Annotated in this window: 17 protein-coding genes; 5 read left to right on the forward strand and 12 right to left on the reverse strand. The window is 67.3% G+C overall.

Going from position 1 to position 19,811, the window contains the following annotated elements:
• Positions 1-88: 88 nt before the first annotated feature.
• The 8 genes from D0B54_RS14065 to gltX all read right to left on the reverse strand — a co-directional run bounded on the left by D0B54_RS14065 (position 89) and on the right by gltX (position 9,786).
• Entirely contained in the window at positions 89-904 is an 816-nt protein-coding gene (locus D0B54_RS14065; protein WP_117291923.1) for a DUF4198 domain-containing protein, read from the reverse strand.
• Between the two features lie 15 nt (positions 905-919).
• Positions 920-1,498: a DUF2271 domain-containing protein gene (locus tag D0B54_RS14070; protein WP_117291924.1), complete on the reverse strand. Its 579-nt coding sequence runs from the start codon at positions 1,496-1,498 to the stop codon at positions 920-922.
• Between the two features lie 19 nt (positions 1,499-1,517).
• Entirely contained in the window at positions 1,518-2,144 is a 627-nt protein-coding gene (locus D0B54_RS14075) for a PepSY-associated TM helix domain-containing protein (protein WP_117291925.1), read from the reverse strand.
• Positions 2,144-2,824 (reverse strand): Fe2+-dependent dioxygenase, encoded by a 681-nt coding sequence (locus tag D0B54_RS14080; RefSeq protein WP_117291926.1) that lies wholly within the window; start codon positions 2,822-2,824, stop codon positions 2,144-2,146. Before D0B54_RS14080 ends, D0B54_RS14075 begins: the two co-directional genes overlap by 1 nt.
• Before the next feature lie 90 nt (positions 2,825-2,914).
• Positions 2,915-5,368 carry a catecholate siderophore receptor Fiu gene (locus tag D0B54_RS14085; protein WP_117291927.1) on the reverse strand — a complete coding sequence of 818 codons (2,454 nt, stop codon included), beginning with the start codon at positions 5,366-5,368 and terminating at the stop codon, positions 2,915-2,917.
• A 190-nt stretch (positions 5,369-5,558) separates the two neighbouring features.
• The gene (locus D0B54_RS14090) at positions 5,559-6,356 is read right to left on the reverse strand and encodes a M23 family metallopeptidase (RefSeq protein ID WP_240433435.1); all 798 of its coding nucleotides are present in this window, start codon (positions 6,354-6,356) and stop codon (positions 5,559-5,561) included.
• A gap of 88 nt (positions 6,357-6,444) precedes the next feature.
• Complete coding sequence (gene thrS / locus D0B54_RS14095; protein WP_117291929.1) at positions 6,445-8,346, reverse strand: threonine--tRNA ligase; 1,902 nt, start codon at positions 8,344-8,346, stop codon at positions 6,445-6,447.
• A 21-nt stretch (positions 8,347-8,367) separates the two neighbouring features.
• Complete coding sequence (gene gltX / locus D0B54_RS14100) at positions 8,368-9,786, reverse strand: glutamate--tRNA ligase (protein ID WP_117291930.1); 1,419 nt, start codon at positions 9,784-9,786, stop codon at positions 8,368-8,370.
• 78 nt (positions 9,787-9,864) lie between these two features.
• On the opposite strand from gltX, the gene D0B54_RS14105 reads away from it, so the two are divergent.
• The 3 genes from D0B54_RS14105 to hisI all read left to right on the forward strand — a co-directional run bounded on the left by D0B54_RS14105 (position 9,865) and on the right by hisI (position 12,049).
• Positions 9,865-10,707, forward strand: a complete 843-nt coding sequence (locus D0B54_RS14105) for a 6-carboxytetrahydropterin synthase (protein WP_117291931.1) — start codon at positions 9,865-9,867, stop codon at positions 10,705-10,707.
• A 104-nt stretch (positions 10,708-10,811) separates the two neighbouring features.
• Positions 10,812-11,516, forward strand: coding sequence for a hypothetical protein (locus D0B54_RS24340; RefSeq protein ID WP_162932425.1), 705 nt, complete (start codon positions 10,812-10,814; stop codon positions 11,514-11,516).
• A gap of 53 nt (positions 11,517-11,569) precedes the next feature.
• Positions 11,570-12,049 carry a phosphoribosyl-AMP cyclohydrolase gene (gene hisI, locus D0B54_RS14120; RefSeq protein ID WP_117291934.1) on the forward strand — a complete coding sequence of 160 codons (480 nt, stop codon included), beginning with the start codon at positions 11,570-11,572 and terminating at the stop codon, positions 12,047-12,049.
• Positions 12,050-12,110: 61 nt separating this feature from the next.
• Here the strand turns inward: hisI and D0B54_RS14125 are convergent, their stop codons facing one another.
• The 4 genes from D0B54_RS14125 to D0B54_RS14145 all read right to left on the reverse strand — a co-directional run bounded on the left by D0B54_RS14125 (position 12,111) and on the right by D0B54_RS14145 (position 18,173).
• Positions 12,111-13,268, reverse strand: coding sequence for a hypothetical protein (locus tag D0B54_RS14125; RefSeq protein ID WP_117291935.1), 1,158 nt, complete (start codon positions 13,266-13,268; stop codon positions 12,111-12,113).
• Positions 13,269-13,373: 105 nt separating this feature from the next.
• On the reverse strand, positions 13,374-15,653 hold the full coding sequence (locus D0B54_RS14130; RefSeq protein ID WP_117291936.1) for a DNA internalization-related competence protein ComEC/Rec2: 2,280 nt from the start codon (positions 15,651-15,653) through the stop codon (positions 13,374-13,376).
• A gap of 563 nt (positions 15,654-16,216) precedes the next feature.
• The gene (gene lolD, locus D0B54_RS14140) at positions 16,217-16,933 is read right to left on the reverse strand and encodes a lipoprotein-releasing ABC transporter ATP-binding protein LolD (protein WP_117291938.1); all 717 of its coding nucleotides are present in this window, start codon (positions 16,931-16,933) and stop codon (positions 16,217-16,219) included.
• Complete coding sequence (locus tag D0B54_RS14145) at positions 16,926-18,173, reverse strand: lipoprotein-releasing ABC transporter permease subunit (RefSeq protein WP_117291939.1); 1,248 nt, start codon at positions 18,171-18,173, stop codon at positions 16,926-16,928. Before D0B54_RS14145 ends, lolD begins: the two co-directional genes overlap by 8 nt.
• 277 nt (positions 18,174-18,450) lie before the next feature.
• Here D0B54_RS14145 and D0B54_RS14150 point away from each other — a divergent pair, with 277 nt between their 5' ends.
• Together D0B54_RS14150 and D0B54_RS14155 are read left to right on the forward strand one after the other, a co-directional pair.
• Positions 18,451-18,711, forward strand: coding sequence for a hypothetical protein (locus tag D0B54_RS14150; RefSeq protein ID WP_117291940.1), 261 nt, complete (start codon positions 18,451-18,453; stop codon positions 18,709-18,711).
• A 70-nt stretch (positions 18,712-18,781) separates the two neighbouring features.
• Entirely contained in the window at positions 18,782-19,804 is a 1,023-nt protein-coding gene (locus tag D0B54_RS14155) for an agmatine deiminase family protein (protein WP_117291941.1), read from the forward strand.
• The last annotated feature ends 7 nt before the right edge of the window (positions 19,805-19,811 follow it).

Raw genomic sequence — 19,811 nt, forward strand, 5'->3', positions numbered from 1 at the left:
GGTGGATGATTTCACGCATTGGCGGGTTTCATCCTGCTCCACCCTCACCCCTGCCCCTCTCCCGCCAGCGGGAGAGGGAGACAGAGCCTCAGGGCGACAACACCTCGAAGCTGCCGGTGTAGCTGGTACGGCGCTCGGTTGCAGGCTTGTCGGCCTTCTTGTCGCTGACCGAAGCCGACAGCCAGTGCAGGCCAGGCTGCTGCCATTCGATGGTGAAGCGGCCGTCCTTGCCGGTCTTCAGCTCGATCTCGTTGACGGAATTGCGGTAACGCGTGCCGTCGGCGATCACTTCCACTTCCACGTCGGCGGCGGGCTTGCCGTCGAGCAGGAACTGGAAGGTAGCGGGCTCGCCGGTGTAGAGGTCGTTGAAGCCGGTGACCTGCACCAGCTCCAGACCCTTGCCGGTGGGCTTGAGTGCGGTATCGTTGGGCTTGCCGGCGGTGACGTAGGTCTCCAGGCGGCCCAGCGACTGCGTCACCTTCAGGTCCTTGGCTTTCTTCGGCACTTCCTGCGCGAAGCCCTCGGGGGTGAAGGCGGTGCCGCGCGGCGGCCAGCGCTTGGTCTGGCCGTTGTCGTCCCAGCTGGCGGTGATGCCGGTGTTGACCACGGCCACCTTGTAGGTGCCGGCCTGCTTCAGCTGCAGGTCGAAGGCGGCGCGCAGCTTGCCGGTGGCCAGGTTCTCCGGCGTCACGATGCTGCCGTCCGGCGCGGTGATGACGAGGTTGTCCAGGCGCGCGGCGTTGTGGTCGCGCACGAAGGGCTCGGTGGAGCTGCCGGCGTCGAAGGTGACCCACTGGTCGATGTTGAGCACGGTCTTGAAGGGCGCGATCCACTGCTTGTGCGCCATCGCGGACAGCGGCAGGCAGAGGGCGGCAAGGACCAGCGGCTTCAGAATGATTTTCATGATCGGAGGCTCCTGTCAGGGTTTCAGGCCGAGGACGATGGCACCGAGCTCGCGCGAGCCCTTGGCCTTGAGCGGCTGCGCATCCTTGGCCGGCCACTGGAACGGGATGTCCAGCAATTCGCGGCCGCCTTCCTCGCGCGCCGCCTCGACCACCAGCTTGTACTGGCCGGCCGGCAGGTCGGCGAGGCTGAAGCTCAGGGCATGCTCGCCGGGCGCGCGGGTGGCACCGGTCACGCCGTCGACCGGCAGCGTCAGTTCGCGGCCGCTGCGGCGCCACCACTGGCGCAGGTCGGGCAGCCACTTCACGCCGCCCTGGGCGTTGCCGCCACCCTGCATGCCGCCGCCCGCGGGGGCACCCGCAGCAGGAGCAGCTGCCGGTGCAGCGCCGCCGGCCGGGGCCGCCTTCTTCTGCTGGTACCAGACCGTCAGGTTGGCGGCGACGCTCTTGTCCTCGCGCTCCAGCCAGACGGCGACGTAGGGACGGTGGTATTCCGCCACGTCCAGGCGCGGCAGTTCGATGGACAGGTCCAGGTTTGCAGCCAGTGCGGTGCCCGGCAGCAGGCTGCACAGTGCGAGGGGAATGCGGTGACGCATGTTGGGGGCCTCGTTGAATTTAGTGGATGAACAGGATCGCCAGTACCAGGGGAATCACCAGCCCGAGACCGACGATGGGCCAGGTGGTCGGCCGGTTCCCCGCATGAATCTGCAGCAGGAACAGTCCGGTGATGCAGAAAACCAGGCAGGCCACCGCGAACACGTCGATGAACCAGCCCCAGGCCACGCCAGAATTGCGGCCCTTGTGCAGATCGTTGAAATACGAAATCCAGCCACGGTCGGTGCGTTCGTACTCGACCGCACCGTCCTCCAGCTCCACGCTGACCCAGGCGTCGCCGCCCGGCCGCGGCAGCGAGAGATAGACCTCGCCGTCGGACCACTCAGCCTCGCCCTGCCCCGCCTCCACCGACCACTGCTGCCGCAGCCAGGCCGACAGCTCCGGCGGCAACGGCGCCTTGCCCTCGGCCTTCGCCGCTTCCAGCGAGGCCCGCAGGGGCTCCGGCAGCTGCGCCTTCTCGGACACCACCTGCGCCTTCGCCTCGATCTGCGAGGCGTGGTTCAGCGTGATGCCGGTGGCGGCGAACAGGATCATGCCGATCAGGCACAGGGCCGAACTGATCCAGTGCCACTGGTGCAGGTGCTTGAGCCAGAACGCCCGGCGCCTTTGGTCCTGCTTCGCTTCCATCAAAGGTCCGCCCAGCGTCGCAGGAGGTTGTGATACACCCCGGTCAGCTGAGTAACGGACGGATGGTCCGGTACGTTGACAGTGAGATTCTGGATTGCCACATCCATTTCATAGAGCAGCGTGCGCTGTGCATCCTCGCGCACCAGGCTCTGCACCCAGAAGAACGAGGCGATGCGCGCGCCCCGGGTCACCGGGTTGACGCGATGCAGGCTGGTCGAGGGATACAGCAGCAAATGCCCTGGCGGCAGCTTGGCGGCATGCGTGCCGAAGGTGTCCTGCACCACCAGTTCGCCGCCCTCGTACTCCTCCGGTGCCGACAGGAACAGCGTGGCCGAGACGTCGGTGCGCACCCGGTGCGGCGCCTGGCTGGTGTAGCGCAGGGCCGTGTCCACATGCATGCCGAACTGGCCGCCGTCGCGGTAGCAGTTGAACAGCGGCGGGAACACCTTCAGCGGCAGCGCCGCAGCCCGGAACGTCTGGTTGCCGGCCAGCGCATTGAGCACCACGGCCCCGAGCTGCTTGGCGACCGGGTGGTCCTCGGTCAGCTGCAGGTTGCTCTTGACCTTGGCCGCCTGGTGCCCGGCCGTCTTGCGGCCGTCGTCCCAATCGGCCTGGTCCAGCGCCGCACGGAACTGCGCCACCTGTTCGGGACTGAGGACATCCGGGATTTGCAGCAGCATCGCAGGGCTCGCAAACGGGAAAACTCAACACTACCAGAACGGCAAAGCCCCTCCCGGACGGAAGGGGCCCTGCCTTGCCTCAAGCCCTCATCAGAACCGCAGGATGACGGAGGCCAGGTACGACAGCGGCTCGCCCGGCTTGTAGCGCAGGCCCGAGTTGTTCAGGCTCTGCACATAGTCCTCGTCGAACAGGTTGTAGGCGTTGAGCTGGACCGTGACGTTCTTGGTGGCCTCGTACGAGGCCATGGCATCCACCACGGTGTAGCTCTCGATCTCGAACAGGCCGACCTGGCCCCGCTGCAGCGTGACGGGGTTGATCGCGTCGGGATCGTTGTTGCTGGAGCGGGTCTGCGAGCTGATGTAGCGCGCGCCGCCACCGACCGTCAGCTTGAGCGGAACGATCTTGTAGGTGGTCCAGAGCGTTGCGGTCACGTCCGGCGACCAGGAAATCACGGCACCCGTCTGGGTCGAACCGCCGGCGGCAAACGTGCCTTCGGTCACTTCCGTGTCCTGCTTGGTCAGGCCGAAGCTCACGGTCCAGTCGTTGGTGATCAGGCCGACCAGGCCCAGCTCGATACCCTCGACCTTCTTCTCGCCGTACTGGATGACCTCGTTGCCGTCCAGGCGGGCAAGGTCATTCTCGTTCTCGCTGCGGAACAGGGCGGCAGTCGTCGCGAGCTTGCCATCGAGGAAGTCCCACTTGGCGCCCACTTCGATGTTGGTCGCCTTCTGCGGATCCAGCGCGGGGCTGTTGACGTTGGCGTTCGGCGTGCCGTTGGCGGCAAAGTCGGCCACCAGGCTGAAGTTGTCGCCTCCGGGCGGCTTCAGCGAGTTGGCGAACGCCACGTAGACGCTGCCATTCGGCACCGGCTTGAACAGTGCCCCCACCTTCCAGCTGAACAGGTTGTCCGAATCCTCCACGCGCAAGGGGATCAGGGTGCCATTGGGCACCGCCGGAACCGTGTTGTTGGTCGCGCTGGCGATGGAGACGCTGTTGGTTTCGGTGCGGTAGTGCTCGAAACGCAGCATTGCATTCAACTGCCACTGCTCGTTGAGCTTGACGGTGTCGAACAGGTAGGTCGCGCTGGTCGTGGTCTGGCCATCGGAACCCGCGCCATTGCGCACCAGCGCCGGCACGGCAAGGTTGCGGTCCGGGTTGTAGAGGTTCACTGCCGGGACACTGGTCCCCGCCGGCAACGCGTAGGTCGGCGTCACCTGCTTCTCGTACAGGAACTCGAGACCGCCGCCCATGGTGTGCTTGAGCGGCCCGGTGTCGAAGTTGGTGCTGAAGCTGGTCTGGTTGGTGAGGATATCGTTGGTGCGGAAGCTGAAATGGCGCGTACGGGCCACGGTGAAATCATCCGGATCGCGCGCGGTCAGCGGCGGATTCGGTGCCGTGGGGGCTGCAGTCGCGGTGCCTGCCGTGCCCGGGGTTCCATTGGTGACCGTCGGCGCGCCCGGGGCGGTGAGTACACGGTCCTGCTCGCTGCGGCCGTAGCGCGACAGGTTGCGGATCGTCGTCGTCGGCGACAGGTCGTGTTCGAACTTCACCGTCATCATGTTGGCTTCGATGTCCTCGAAGTCATCCTTCGAGCCCCAGAACTTGCTGGAATCCACCGGCCGGGGAGTGATGCCGGCGGCGGCCAGGGTCTGTTCGAACGGACGGTCCGGCGAATTGTTGAGGGTATAGCCGTCCAGACCGAAGGTCGGCACCAGGCCATCCGGGGTGTTGTTCTGGCGGATGTGCTGCGAGAAGAGGTACGCGCGCGTCGAGGTGCCCAGGCCGAAGGCGATGGACGGCGCCACGCCCCAGCTCTGGCGCTCGATGAAGTCGCGGCCGGCAACGCCGCCGTCCTGCCCCATGAGGTTCAGGCGTACCGCCGTGTTGTCGCCGATCTGCTCGTTGAGGTCGGCGGTAATGCGGCGCTTGTCGGCGGTGCCGTAGGACAGGGTGCCGGCAATGAAGTCGTCGGCCACCGGAACCTTGCTGGCCAGATTGATGTAGCCAGAGGCTGCACCACGACCGTTGTCGGCGCCGGCAGGGCCCTTGACGATTTCGATCTGCTCGACGTTGAACACATCGCGCACTGCAGTGCCGAGATCGCGGATGTTGTCGAGGAAGATGCTGCCCTGGGTGTCGAAGCCGCGCATGAACACGGTATCGCCGCTCTGGGTGTTGCCGTTCTCGCCGGCGGTGAAGGTGATGCCCGGGACATTGCGCAGCGCCTCGGTCAGCGAGGTGGCCGCCTGCTGCTGCAGCACTTCCTTCTTGATGACCTGAATCGTCTGCGGCGTGTTCAGCAGGGGTTCGGTGAACTTGGGCGAGCTGACGCGCTCGGCCTTCGGCGTGTCCTGCTGGCCGACGACCTTGACCGCGGGCAGTTGCACGGCGCGTTCCGCCGGCTTGGCCGCTTCCGCTGCGGGAGCAGCCGGCGCGGTTTCGGCCACCGGCGCGGCGGCCGGGGCGTCCTGGGCCAGGGCAACGGAAGGAACGGCAAACATCGCGGTCAGCGCGGCGGCGACCGGGGTCAAGCGGAACTTCATCTGAAAAACTCCCAAATAGAACTTCTAGATGTGCCGGCGGCCCCTGTGCCTCCCGGTGGCTATCGCCATCCGCCGCCCCTTCTGCGCAGGTGGGTGAATCCCGACTCTGCGATCAGGTGCATTCTACATGAGAATCATTGTTATTCAAACTCTCAATCAGGCGGAACACCTGATCGGTGGCCGCAGCCTGCTATTTCGCCCGCCTGACGGGCATCGGCGGCAGCAGGGTCTGGGGGTCGACGCGGCTGCGGAACCAGCCGATGCCCCAGTGCAGATGCGGCCCGGTGGCGCGGCCGGTCTTGCCGGACAGGGCCACGACCTCGCCCTGCCTCACCGCGTCGCCGACCCGGACCTTCAGCGCCGACAGGTGCACCATGATCGAAGAGACGCCATGGCCATGATCGATCATCAGCGTGCCGCCGGTGAAATACAGGTCCGGCTCGGCCAGGCTGACCACGCCATCGGCCGGAGCATGGATCGGCGTACCCACCGGCACGGCGACGTCGATCCCGTAGTGCGGCTGCTTGGGAATGCCGTTGAGGATGCGCTGGTTGCCGAAGGTCCCGGAGATGCGGCCGGTGGCGGCCCAGGCAAAGCGCTGGCGCCAGCCGTCCAGGTCGCTGTCCAGATCGCGCGCGGCATTGAGCAGGGCCTGCTCGCGCTCGATGCGCGCCATCACCTCCGGCGGCGGCTCCACCTTGTCCGGCGGCAGTCCGTCGATGCGCTGGATCTTCCAGGGGCGCGGGGCGACGGCGTAGCGGCGGCTGAGCGGCCGGGCATCACCCTGCCCCTGCCAGCGCAGTTCCACCTTGGCCGGTTCGTCGCGGTCCAGGCCGAAAACGAAAGCGCCCTGCGGGGAGACCCGCAGGGCGCTTTCGCCGAACCAGACGCGGGTGCCGGGTTCAGCCTGGCCGTGGACCAGGCTGCCCTGCTGCCAGGAGCCCTGAAGTTCGAAGGCGCCAGCGGGCATCGCAACCAGCAACAGCAAGGCAGTCCGCAAATGAACACAGATGAACGCAAATGAAGGGAAGCTTCTATTCGCGTTCATTTGCGTTGATTTGCGGACTGAAGCCGCTTCAGGCTTTCAACCGCGCAATCGCATCCGCCAGCGGCAGCGTCTCCTGCCGCTCCTCGCCGCGGAAGCGCAGGGTCACGGTGCGCTCCTCGGCTTCCTTGCGGCCGACGACGACGATCACCGGGATCTTCTGCGTGGCGTGCTCGCGGATCTTGTAGTTGATCTTCTCGTTGCGCAGGTCGGTCTGCGCGCGCAGACCGGCGTCCTTGAGGGCCTCGCAGACTTCGGTGGCGTACGCATCGGCGTCGGAGACGATCGGCGCGACCACGGCCTGCACCGGCGCCAGCCACAGCGGCAGCGCGCCGGCGTGGTGCTCGATCAGGATGCCGATGAAGCGCTCCATCGAGCCGACGATGGCACGGTGCAGCATGATCGGACGGCGACGCTGCGAGCTTTCGTCGATGTAGCTGGCGTCGAGACGCTCCGGCATCATCGGGTCGTACTGGATGGTGCCGACCTGCCAGGAACGGCCGATCGAATCCTTCAGGTGATACTCGATCTTGGGGCCGTAGAAGGCGCCTTCGCCCGGCAACTCCTGCCACTCCACACCGGCCGCGCGCAGCGCAGCGCGCAGGGCGTTCTCCGCGCGGTCCCAGGCCTCGTCGGTGCCCAGGCGCTTGTCGGGGCGCAGTGCCAGCTTTACGGCCAGGTCGGTAAAGCCGAAGTCGGCATACACCTGCATCGCCTGCCGGTGGAAGGCGGTGACCTCACCCTCCACCTGCTCCTCGGTGCAGAAGATGTGGCCGTCGTCCTGGGTGAAGGCGCGCACGCGCATGATGCCGTGCAGCGCGCCCGAGGGCTCGTTGCGATGGCAGCCGCCGAACTCGGCGTAGCGGATCGGCAGGTCGCGGTAGCTGTGCAGGCCGGCGTTGTAGATCTGCACGTGGCCCGGACAGTTCATCGGCTTGATCGCGTAGCTGCGCTTCTCGCTCTCGGTGAAGAACATGTTGTCCTGGTAGTTGTCCCAGTGACCGGACTTCTTCCACAGGCTCACGTCCATGATCTGCGGGCCGCGCACTTCCTGGTAGCCGCTCTTGCGGAACACGCCACGCACGTACTGCTCCACGGCCTGCCAGATGGCCCAGCCCTTGGGGTGCCAGAACACCATGCCCGGCGCTTCTTCCTGCTGGTGGAACAGGTCGAGCTGGCGCGCCAGCTTGCGGTGGTCGCGCTTCTCGGCTTCCTCGACCTGCTTGAGGTAGGCCTTGAGCTCATCCTCGGTAGCGAAAGCCACGCCGTAGATGCGCTGCAGCTGCGCGTTGTTGGCGTCGCCGCGCCAGTAGACGCCGCCGACGCGGATCAGCTTGAAGGCATTGCCGAGCTTGCCGGTGGATGGCAGGTGCGGGCCCAGGCACATGTCCAGCCACTTGTCGCCCTGGCGGTAGATGGTCAGCTCTTCGTCGGCGGCGATGCCCTCGCGGATCCACTCGGCCTTGAAGGTCTCGCCGGCGGCCTCGAAGTGCTTCACCGCCGCGTCGTGCTCCCAGACCTCGCGGGTGATCGGCAGGTCGCGCTTGACGATCTCGCGCATCTTCGCCTCGATCTGCTCGAGGTCGGTTTCGCTGAAGGTCTCGGCGCGGGCGAAGTCGTAGTAGAAGCCGACCTCGGTCGCCGGGCCAAAGGTGATCTGGGTGCCGGGGAACAGCTCCTGCACCGCCTGCGCCAGCACATGCGCCGCGTCATGTCGGATGACCTCGAGGGCCTCCGGCTTGTCGCGGGTGATGATGCTGATGCTGGCGTCGCGGTCGATGGGACGGGTCAGGTCCCACAGTTCGCCGTTGACGGTGACCAGCGCAGCCTTCTTGGCCAGGCCCGGAGAGATGCCCTGCGCGATCGCCAGACCGCTGATGGGTGCATCGAACGACTTTTTATTGCCGTCCGGAAAGGTGATTTCGATTGCCATGATGTTCCTGCCGAAAATGATTTAGGACTTGCCCTGAACGTACGCGACGGCGGCCTTGAGCCGCGCGAGCGTTCGGTCGCGTCCCAGCAGGAACAGGGTCTGGTCGATCGGCGGCGAGATCGCCATGCCGACCACCGCCACGCGGATCGGCTGGGCGACCTTGCCCAGGCTCAAGGCCCGGCCTTCGGCGAACCCATTGACCGCGGCATGCAGCGCCGGCGCGCTCCACTCCGGCAGCGCTTCCAGCGCGGCGGCGAGTTCAGTCAGCAGCGCGGCGCCTTCGGCGGTGAGGTGCTTGGCGGCGTCCTTCTCGTTGTAGCCATCCAGATCGGCGTAGAAGAACTTCGACTTCTCCGCCATCTCCACCAGGGTGCGGCAGCGCTCGCGCTGCTGCTCGATCACCGGCTCCAGCGCCGGGCCGTTGGCGGGATCCACGCCGATGCGGCGCAGGTGCCAGTCGAACTCCGGCGCGACGATGGCGGGGTCGGTGATCTTCAGGTACTGGTGGTTGACCCAGTAGGCCTTCTCCATGTCGAAGCGCGCCGGCGAGGCGGAGACGTGGTCGAAGTCGAACTTCTCGATCATCTCCTGGCGGGTGAACATCTCCTGGTCGCCATGGCTCCAGCCCAGGCGGACCAGGTAATTCAGCAGCGCTTCGGGCATGAAGCCCATGCCGCGGTACTCGGTGACCGACAGCGCGCCGTGACGCTTGGACAGCTTGGCGCCGTCGGCACCCAGGATCATCGACACATGCGCGTAGGCCGGCAGCGTGGCGCCCAGGGCCTTGAGGATGTTGATCTGGCGCGGGGCGTTGTTGACGTGGTCGTCGCCGCGGATGACATGGGTGATGCCCATGTCCCAGTCGTCCACCACCACGCAGAAGTTGTAGGTGGGCACGCCATCGGCGCGGGCAATGATGAGATCGTCGAGCTCCTTGTTGTCGAACACGATCTCGCCCTTGATCAGGTCCTTGAGCACGACCTGGCCGTCCGGCGGATTGCGGAAGCGCACCACCGGCTGCACGCCTTCCGGCGGGGTCGGCAGGGTCTTGTCCCGCTCGGGGCGCCAGCGGCCGTCGTAACGCGGCTTTTCCTTGCGCGCCATCTGCTCGGCACGCATCTGGTCCAGCTCTTCCTTGCTGGCATAGCAGCGGTAGGCCGTGCCGACATCCAGCATCTGCTGCACCACTTCCTTGTAGCGGTCGAAGCGCTGGGTCTGGTAGATCTCGGCGAAGTCCGACTTCAGGCCGAGCCAGGCCATGCCCTCGAAGATCGCGTCCACCGCCTCCTGGGTCGAACGCTCGCGGTCGGTGTCCTCGATGCGCAGCAGGAACTTGCCGCCGAAACGCTTGGCGTAGAGGTAGGAGAACAGCGCGGTACGGGCACCGCCGATATGGAGGTAGCCGGTAGGGCTGGGAGCAAAGCGGGTTACGACGCTCATAGGCGTTTTATGGTGATTCTTCGGGCGAAATCAGGATTTTAGCAGGAAGAACCAGGCCTGAACGATTACAATACCGGGATGATCCGCCTGTTCGTAGAGCAACTGACCGTCCTGGACTGCGCCTTCCTCGACCCGATCCGGGGCCTGGTGGGCGAAAGCTGGATCGTGGACGTGGAACTGGCCGGCGACCTGGACCAGCAGTCCATGGTCCTGGACTTCGGCGAGGTCAAGAAACGCCTCAAGAAAGTCGTCGACGGCATCGGCGACCACAAGCTGCTGGTGCCGCACCGCCACGCCGGCCTGCGCCTGCAGCACAACGGCCACGGCAGCGAGCTGCACTTCAGCGGCCCGGCCGACGGCCCGATCGAACACCACTCTCCTGCCGACGCCATCTGCGTGATCGACGCTCCGGCCATCACCACCGAGGCCCTGACCGCCCACCTGCAGCCCCTGGTGGCGCAACAGGTGCCGTCGAACGTCGCCGAGGTCCGCCTGACCCTGCGCACCGAGGTCGTGGACGGCCCGTATTACCACTACGCCCATGGCCTGAAGAAGCACACCGGCCATTGCCAGCGCATCGCCCACGGCCACCGCTCGCGCATCGAGATCCGCCTGGACGGCCAGCGCGATGCCGCGATGGAACAGGCCTGGGCGGGACGCTGGAAGGACATCTACCTGGGCACCCAGGAAGACATCGTGCTGGACGGCGCCGAGCGCGTGCGCTTCGAATACACCTCGGTGGACGGCGATTTCGCCCTGGAACTGCCGGCCCAGCGCTGCGAACTGCTGGACGGCGACACCACGGTGGAGCGGCTGGCGGCCTACATCGCCCGCACCATCCATGCTGAAAACCCCGGCCGCCAGGTCGAGGTCCGGGCCTACGAGGGCGTCCTCAAGGGCGCCGTGGCCCGAGCCGGGTAATGCCGCCGCCCGTCGGCCCAGGCTGGCAAATTGCAGGACCGCCCCCATTCATTCCGGATTAATGCCCGCCGCGCGATAGTGGCGGCAAGCCACCGGAAACTGCCATGCGCCTGCCCCTAGCTGCCCTTGCCCTGTCGAGCCTGATGCTCAGCGGCTGCATCGTCACGGACCCCTATCCGCGGGGCGACGTCGGCCGGGTCTACGGCTACGACCCCTATCCTTCCGCCAGCTACGATCCCTACCCGTACTACTACGGCCCGGACACCTACTACTACTCCTACAGCCCCGGCCCGGACTATTACTACCGCCCCGGCTACGGCTACTACCGCCCGCGCCCGGACCACGGCCATGGCCACGGCCGCAACGACCACGATCACGGCCACGACAACCCGCGTCCGCGGCCCGACCGCCCGCGCGACGGCTTCTGGGGCGGCGTAGCCGACAACGTCAACGACCGGCCGCGCCCTTCGCAGCCGCCGGCCAACCGGCCGCGCGACGGCGTCTGGGGAGGGGTGGCCCGCGACGACGACCGCCGGCCGCAGGCGCCGGCACAGCCCCCTGCCAACCGGCCCCAGGACCGGGATCGCGGCGGCTTCTGGGGTGCGGCCGGCAACACCGGCGGGCGCCCCCAGGCCACCCCGCCGCAGGCCAGCCGCCCGCCGCAGCGCCAGGAGCGCCAGGACCCGCGCCGCGGCCGCGAGTGGCCGGTGGCGGGCCAGGACGACCGCCAGGAACGGCCCCTGCCGCAGCCCGAGCGCGGCAACGGCGGCGACGGCCGCCGCCGCGGCTGGGGCAACCTGATCGACTAGGGCCTGTTAGAGCCTATAATGCCGCCCGTTTTTTTGATTGAACCGGAACCCACATGGCTTTCTCAGACATCCGCTTCTTCCCCCGCGTCACGATCGAACAGGTCGAGGAAGGCAACGAGCTCGCGCCCAAGTTCGACGAGCACGGCCTGATCCCCTGCGTCACCACCGCCTCGCACAACGGCGAGGTGCTGATGCTGGGCTACATGAACGCCGAGGCGCTGCGGAAGACCATCCTGACCGGCGAAGCGCACTACTACTCGCGCTCGCGCCAGGTGATCTGGCACAAGGGCGCCACCAGCGGCCTGACCCAGAAGGTCGTCGCCCTGCGCATCGACGACGACCAGGACGCGGTCTGGCTCAGCGTCAACGTCATCGGCGACGCCAGCTGCCACGTCGGCTACCGCTCCTGCTTCTACCGCTCGGTGCCCACCGGCGAGGGCCCGGACGTGCGCGTGCTGAACTACGAAGAGAAGGAAAAGACCTTCGACCCGGTCGCGGTCTACGGCGACGCGCCGAACCCGACCAAGCTGTAAGCCTGGGTCTTCAACGAAAATCCCCGCCCGGTGCGGGGATTTTCATTGATGCCAGCCCTTTTCAGTTGCAGGAATACGGGGTGTAGTGGGCGACCGTCGGCGTCACGCCGAACTGGCGCTGCATGTCGGCGAATATCCACTTGCTGTAGTAGTTGCTGGTGGCGGGCGAGTTCTTGCAGTCGCCGTTCACCGCCAGCACGCCGAACTGCTTGAGGACGCCGGAGGGCGCGACGCCGTCCTGGTCGATGAAATTGAACCAGAAGGTCACGTCGAAGGTGGGCGTGTTGATGTTGCGGTTCTGGTAGTTGCGGAAGGCGCAGACCTGGATGATCTCGCCGGTTTCGCAGAGGCCCGGGCCGGCACACTGATCCGAGTTCTTGCCGAACTCGCTCAGATACACCGGCAGCGACAGCGTCTGGCTGGCCAGCCAGTCCTTCACGCCCGAGCCCATCATCATGGTGTGCACCGGGGCCAGGTAGGCGTGGACGGACACGGCGTCCACGTACACCAGGTTGCCACCTGCGCGGGTGCCCAGCGCCTGGTCCAGGGCGTTCTTGACGTTGGCCCGGGTGGCGGGCTCGTTGGCCGCCACGAAGTACTGGTTGGTGGCCATGGCCGGTGCCACCAGGAAGGCCGTGGCGTTGGCGCTGATGCGGATCGCATCCACCGCCGGCTTGAGGAGATAGTCGTGGTATTGCGCCAGGGTACCGCCGAAGATGCCGTTGGCCGCGTTCGGCTCGTTCCAGATCTCGAATGCCGCGATGCGCGGCAGGGTGCTGCCCGGCACGCCGGGGTCCGGCGTGTTGCCGCTGTAGCGCTCCACCACGGCGCTGGCGAAGGCGGCCCAGTCGGCCTGCACGGTGGGGCTGGAGTAGTCCCCCGTCTCCCAGCGCGGTTTCGGCCCGTTGATCACCGCCAGGACCTTGAGGCCGGTGCCGGAGTGGGCTTTCACCAGCGCGTCGGCTTCGGTCCAGGACCAGCCGCCGCTGGTGGGCTTGATGTCGTTCCAGCGCAGGGCCATGCGCGACCAGCCCGTGCCGAGCGCGGCGCGGGCGGTGGTGGGGCCGGTGCCGACGGCCCGGCCGACATTGATGCCGTTGTTGATGCCGCCGCCGGGGGACGTGGTGAGCGGATCGGGACAGGCGCTGGCCGGCAGCGTTGCCGCGTGTGTGGCACCAAAGCCGCAGGCCAGGCAGGCCGCGAGCAAGAGACGCTTCATGACGATTCTCCCCTTTCTTATTTGATTTGCCCGCGACCGTACGCTCGTCGCATTGCCGGGCCGTGAACTTCGTGTGTCAGCGACGGCGGGCGAGGCCGTCCAGCTTCACGGCTCGGCCGGCGCGTTCCACCAATGCCCGGCCTGCCGGCGCCACAGTTCGGGTTGCAATGCCGTCGCGGGCAGCGTCAGCCTCACCGTCCCCTCCACCCCCGTCACCAGTTGGCGCGCGCCGGCGGTTTCGTAGCGCGCCACCACCTGCGGCCGCGGATGGCCAAAGGAGCTGCGCCAGGCCGCCGGATGGATCACCAGGCGCGGCTGCACCGCGTCCACGAACGGCGCGGTCGATGAGCTGTGGCTGCCGTGATGCGGCGACAGCAGCAGGTCCGCACGCAGCCGCGGGCCATGCCGCTCCAGCAAAGCCTGCTCGGCCGGACGCTCGATGTCGCCGGTGAGCAAGGCCACCTGCCCGCCCGACTCGATGCGCAGCACGCAGGAGCGGTTGTTGTCCGAGCCCGGGCTATCCGGCGCCGGATACAGGGTCTCGAAGTCCACGCCGTCCCAGCTCCAGCGCAGGCCCTCGACGCAGGCTGCATGGCCGGGCGTGCCGAACTGCTCGCCGATGGCCAGGCGCCGCTGTACGGCGGCGATGCCGCCGGCGTGATCGTTGTCGCCATGCGACAGCAGCAGGCGGTCGAGCCGGCCGATCCCCTGGGTCAGCAGGTAGGGCACCACCACCGAGTCGCCGGCATCGAAGCCTTCGTCGAAGGCCGGGCCGGCGTCGTAAAGCAGGCTGTGATGGGCGGTGCGCACCACCACTGCCAGGCCTTGCCCCACGTCCAGCGCGGCCAGCTCGAAGCCGGAGGGCGGCGCGCGCTGCGGCGGGAAGGCCAGCGGCAGGAAGCACAGCAGGGCCAGCGGACGCAGCGGCAGTCCGCGCGGCGCGAACAGCAGTACCGCGCCCAGCAGCGCCAGCAGCAGCGCCGGCCAGGCCGGGCTCCAGGCGATCCAGGCCTGCGGCCATTGCGCGGCGGCTTCCAGGCCCAGGCGCAGCCACTGCAGGGCGTCGGCGCTCCAGGTCAGCAGCGGCAGCCCGGCCGCCGGCCACAGCGCTGCCAGCAGCATCGCCACCAGCAGCAGCGGCGTGAGCAGCGCGAAAGCCGGCACCGCCAGCAGGTTCACCAGCGGCGCCGGCCAGGACAGGCCATGGAAGAAGTACAGCGTCAGCGGCATCAGTACTACGGTCAGCATCAGCTGCAGCATCACCAGGGCCCGCAGCCAGTGCGGCCGCGCCAGCCGCCCGCCGCCGACGTAGAAGATCGCCGCCACCGCACCGAAGGACAGCCACAGCCCCGGGCTGGTGATGGCCAGCGGATCGAGCAGCAGGATCAGGAACCAGGCCAGCGCCAGCACGCGCGAGGGCTGGCCGAGGCGGTTGGCGAAACCGGCGACGATCACGAACAGCGCCATCAGTGCCGCACGGGCCACCGGCGCCTCGAAGCCGGCCACCGCGCTGTAGGCCAGGGCGAACAGGCCGGACACGATCCAGCCGGCTTTCTGCGCCGGCAGGCGCAGCAGCAGCGGCGGCCACAGCGTCCACAGCCAGCGGCCGAGGAAGAAGCCCAGCGCGGCGACGATGGCGATGTTGAAGCCGGAGATCGCGACCAGATGGCTGGTGCCGGTCTGCCGGAACACTTCCCAGTCGGCGTCGTGCAGGCCGGACTGCTCGCCCAGGGTCAGCGCCGCCACCATCGGTGCCGCCGGGTGATGCGGCAGCCAGGCGTTGATCGCATCGAGCAGGTTCTGCCGCAAGGCGAGCAGGCCCGAGCCTTCGCCGCAGCGGCTGGCGCCGCGCACGGTGGCGGTGCCGCCCACGCCTTCGCGCAGGAGCCAGCCCTCATAGTCGAAGCCGCCGGGATTGAGCGAGCCATGCGGCGTGCGCAGCTTCAGCTCCAGGCGCCAGCATTCGCCGGCGCGAACGACCTCCTGGGTGCGGTACCAGCTGACGCGCAGGTGGCGCGGCAGGCCCGGGGCGGTCTCGGGATCGAAGCGGAAGCGCCAGACCCGCTGCTGCGGTGCGCGCGGGTCCCGCCCCTGCTCCGGCAGCGAGGACACCTGGCCTTGCAGGATCAAGACCTCGCCATGACGTTCCGCCGGCCAGCGCTGGGCCAGTTCGCGCTGCGCCTGGAACAGCGTCAGGCCCAGGCCCAGCGCCAGGAACAGGGCATGCCGGCGGTAGCGCCAGCGCGGCAGGGCGGCGAGGAAGAACGGCAGCAGCCCGTACCAGGGCGGCAGTTCGCGCAGGACGTGCATGGCCAGCACGCCCAGCGTGAACCACAGGATCAGGACGCGGAGGTCGGCAGCAACCGGCCGCTGTCCAGGGTCCATATCTTGTCCATGCGCGCGGCCTGAGATCACCGGAGAGGCCAGACTTCCTGCACTAGTCCGCACTACCTGGGGTGGACTCCCCGGCCTGCTTTATGAGCTCGGCAATTTCCTTCTCTGAAAACACTTGAAGCTCGTCAAAGGCAGCCTGGGAAGCGTCTCTTGATCCCGTCCCTTCCCCCCGCAGGTGGTATTGCCCCTTTTCCTTCGCAAAGGAAAAAACGAAAGGCATTGCGGGACTGCCGGGCGCAGATACGATCACGAGCGTCTGACCGTCGGTACACCCATACACAAGCCATGGGGTCGAGCCATAGGTTTTGCGCAGAGGCCCCCTGTTGCACGCAACGTCTTCTGCCGCGGCAGGGAAAGCGCAAGACATCGACGTGAGCGATGCCACGATGAGCCACCCGAAACATCTCACCTTGCTGTTGTTCATCGACCTTCCGGGCCAGGCTCAGTGCTGCCCATACGGCGGCATCAATGCCCCGCAGACCCGGGGGTTGTCAATCTGACAACTCAGTCATGTTTGCGGAACAAAGGGCGCACGCCCAGCGTGAACAGCAGGATCAGGACGCGGAGGTTTGCAGCAAGCGGCCGCTGTCCAGGGTCCATATCTTGTCCATGCGCGCGGCCAGGCGCAGGTCGTGGGTGACGACGACGAGGCTGGTGCCCAGCTCGCGGTTGAGCTCCAGCATCATCTCGAAGACGCGCTCGGCGGTCTTGGTGTCGAGGTTGCCGGTGGGCTCGTCGGCGAGCACGCAGGCCGGTCGCGTCACCAGGGCGCGCGCCACCGCGGCGCGCTGGCGCTCTCCGCCGGACAGCTCGCCCGGCTTGTGCTGCAGGCGGTCGCCCAGCCCGACGCGCTTGAGCAGGCCGGCGGCCTGGTCATAGGCCTGGCCTTCCTTCATGCGGCGGATCAGCAGCGGCATCGCCACGTTTTCCAGCGCGGTGAATTCCGGCAGCAGGTGATGGAACTGGTAGACGAAGCCCAGCGACTGGTTGCGCAGGCGTCCGCGCGCCGCGTCGGTCAGCGCCGACATGCGCTCGCCGCCGACCCAGACCTCGCCGGTGCTGGGCTCGTCGAGCCCGCCAAGACAATGCAGCAGCGTGGACTTGCCGGTGCCGCTGGCACCGACGATGGCAACGCGCTCGCCGCGCGCCACTTCGAAGTCGATGCCGCTCCAGACATCCAGCCGCAGGCGGCCGTCGTCGAAGGTCTTGGAGAGATTGGTGGCCTTGAGGATGCTCACGGCGGAGGGGAACACGGCGCTTGGGCTATTCATAGCGCAAGGCTTCCGCCGGCTGCACGCGCGAAGCGCGCCAGGCCGGGTAGATCGTGGAGATCAGGCCGAGGCTCAGCGACAGCATGCTGATCTTGATGACGTCGCTCCACTTCAGTTCCGACGGCAGGTCGCTGATGTAGTAGACGTCGGGCGCCAGGAACTGCTGGCCCATCAGGGCCTCCAGCAGCGGCACGATCCGCTCGACGTTCAGCGCCAGCGCAATGCCGCCGACCACGCCGATCAGGGTGCCGACGAAGCCGATGATCGAACCCTGCACCATGAAGATCGCCATGATCGAGCGCGGACTGGCGCCCAGGGTGCGCAGGATCGCGATGTCGGCCTGCTTGTCCTGCACCACCATCACCAGCGTCGAGACGATGTTGAAGGCGGCCACGCCGACGATCAGCGACAGGATGATGAACATCACCATCTTCTCGGTCTTCACCGCGCGGAAGAAGTTGGCGTGGCTGCGCGTCCAGTCGGAGACGAAGTAGATGCCGGCCATGTCCTGGGCCAGCTCGTGCGCCACGCGCGGCGCCTCGAACAGGTCGTGCAGCTTGAGGCGCACGCCGGTGACGCTGTCGCCCATGCGCAGCAGGGTCTGGGCGTCCTGCAGGTGGATCAGAACCATGCCGCGGTCGTATTCGTACATGCCCACCTTGAACACGCCGGCCACGGTAAAGCGGCGGAAGCGCGGCAGCACGCCGGCTGGGGTGACGCTGGCCTGCGGGATCATCAGGTCGACCTTGTCGCCGATGCCGATGCCCATGGACTGGGCGATCTCGTAGCCCAGCACGATCTTGTACTCGCCCGGCTTGAGGTCGGTCAGCTGGCCGGCCTTCATGTGGGCGGCCACCTCGTTGACCTTCGATTCACGCTCCGGGTCGATGCCGCGCAGCAGCGTGCCGGACAGCTCGCTGCCGACCCGGATCATGCCCTCGCCCTCGATATAGGGCGCCACCGCGACGATTTCCTTGTTGGCCTCGGCGATCCTGGCCGCCGCGGGCCAGTCCTGCAGCCCCCCCTGGAAGGCCGAGATCGTGGCGTGCGAGGCCATGCCGAGGATGCGCGTGCGCAGTTCGCGCTCGAAGCCGTTCATCACCGACAGCACCGTGATCAGGGCCATCGCGCCCACGGCGATGCCCGCCATGGAGGCTGCGGATATGAAGGAAATGAAGTGGTTGCGGCGCTTGGCCCGGGTGTAGCGCAGGCCCGCGTAAAGTTCGAATGGGTTTCGCATTTCTAGGTCTTATAGCCGGTGTATTACAGCATGGATCGCCGTTCGGCCGGCAGTCGGAAGACCGCGCAACAGGCATGATGTTCCGGACATCGGCGGCGGAAGGGCTTGCCGGACCCGTGGCAGGAGGGCACTCGAGACAGGACTGTTGCCGCCTTGCCATGGGGTGCTATAGTGCGGCAAAACTGATCGGGGTCAGTGAGTTATGCGCAAAACTTTGATTGCTTTCGCAGTTACGTTCAGCGCCCTCTCCGGCGCTGTCCAAGCCGATGTGCTGGCGATGCCGGAAGGCGCCTCCGCCGGGGTGGTGAGCACCCCCGCGCGCGGCAGTTCCATGGCCACGGTCACCAAGCAGTTCGGCCAGCCTTCGGTGAAGCATCCGTCCAAGGGTGGCGGCTCGGCGGTGCATCCGCCGATCACGCGCTGGGACTACGCGGACTTCTCGGTGTTCTTCGAACGCAGCACGGTGATCGACGTGGTGGTCCGCGGCGCACCGATGCCGATCCAGAACAAGGATGAATTGCAATCCGTGAGCCCCTAAAATCCCGGGCCGCTGACCGTATTCCACAAAAGGGCGCGCAAGCGCCCTTTTTCAGTTCTGGAGATGCCCGATGTCCGTAGTCCTGCCCGCCGAGTGGGCGCCGCAATCCGCCGTGCAGCTGACCTGGCCGCGTCCGGACGGCGATTTCGCCGACCTCTTCGAGGCGGTGGAAGACAATTTCCTGCGACTGGCCGCCGCCATCACCCGCTACCAGGACCTGATCGTGGCCTGCGGGGAAGACGTGGAAGGCCTGCGCGCGCGCCTGCTGGCCGCCGGCTGTCCCGCCGCGCGCCTGCGCCTGGTAGCGGTGCCGGCAGACGACGTCTGGGCCCGAGACCACGGCCCGATCACGGTGTTCCGCAACGGCAAGCCGATCCACCTCGACTTCATCTTCAACGGCTGGGGCGGCAAGTTCGACGCCACGCTGGACAATGAGGTGACGCGCCGGCTCGGCGAACAGGGCGTCTGGAGCACGCTGGTGGAATCCATCGCCTTCGTGCTGGAGGGCGGCGGCATCGAGAGCGACGGCCAGGGCACGCTGCTGACCACCGAGCGCTGCCTGCTGGCGCCGACGCGCAACCCCCAGTTCGACAAGGCCCACATCGAGACCAAGCTGAAGGCCTGGTTCGGCCTGCAGCGCGTGCTGTGGCTCCAGCACGGCGACCTGCTGGGCGACGACACCGACGGCCACATCGACACGGTCGCGCGCTTCTGCGATGCCTCGACCATCGCCTACCAGGCCTGCGACGACGCGTCCGACGCGCACTACGAGGACCTCAAGGCCATGGAGCGCGAGCTGCAGGCGCTGCGCCAGGCCAATGGCGAGCCCTACAAGCTGGTGCCGCTGCCGCTGCCGACCGCGATCTTCGCCGGGGACGGCCGGCGCCTGCCTGCCGGCTACCCGAATTTCCTGATCATGAACGGCGCGGTGCTGGTGCCGACCTACGGCGTGGAAACCGACGCCGAGGCCCTGCGCCGACTGCTGCCCTGCTTCCCGGGCCGCGAAGTGATCGGCGTGGATTGCCGTACCCTGATCCAGCAGTACGGCAGCCTGCACTGCGTGACCATGCAGATCCCCTCCGCCGTCGCCTGAGCGAAGC

It is taken from the genome of Solimonas sp. K1W22B-7 (assembly GCF_003428335.1).
Classification (GTDB): domain Bacteria; phylum Pseudomonadota; class Gammaproteobacteria; order Nevskiales; family Nevskiaceae; genus Solimonas_A.